This is a genomic window from Paenibacillus contaminans (assembly GCF_003285015.1).
GTDB classification, from domain to species: Bacteria; Bacillota; Bacilli; order Paenibacillales; family NBRC-103111; genus Paenibacillus_V; species Paenibacillus_V contaminans.
The window spans coordinates 1-365 of the sequence record NZ_QMFB01000099.1; the positions used below are offsets into that span (position 1 = coordinate 1).

A 365-nucleotide genomic window follows, 5' to 3' on the forward strand; every position below is an offset into this window, starting at 1 on the left:
GCTTTATCGGCAGAGACGCTGGCGAAATTTTTGCGGAGATTGCATGAGTTTCCGGTGCAGGCGGCGCTGAAGTGCGGAGTTCAGCAAGATCATCGAAGCTTGACGGACATAGCATCGCGCAAAGTGAAATTGGCGGGCTTTCTATCGAAGGTGGTTGAACACTTGTCGCCGGAGGAGTCCGGTGTGATCGAAGCGTATATTAGCAGGTTACAAACGGACCGTGTCGAGGCGGTGAATGCAATGCTACATGGCGATCTTCATTTCAAAAATATGCTTGTGAATGAGAAAGGGATCGTTTCCGGCATCATTGATTGGGGCGATCTGAGCGTAGGCCATCCGGCTTGCGATTTGAGCGTTGCTTACAG

General features: G+C 51.2%; 1 protein-coding gene. It reads left to right on the forward strand.

What is annotated here, in order from left to right; translation table 11 throughout:
* Positions 1 to 365, forward strand: a 365-nt coding sequence (locus tag DQG23_RS41700) for a phosphotransferase (RefSeq protein ID WP_146762496.1), incomplete at both ends; no start/stop codon positions are given.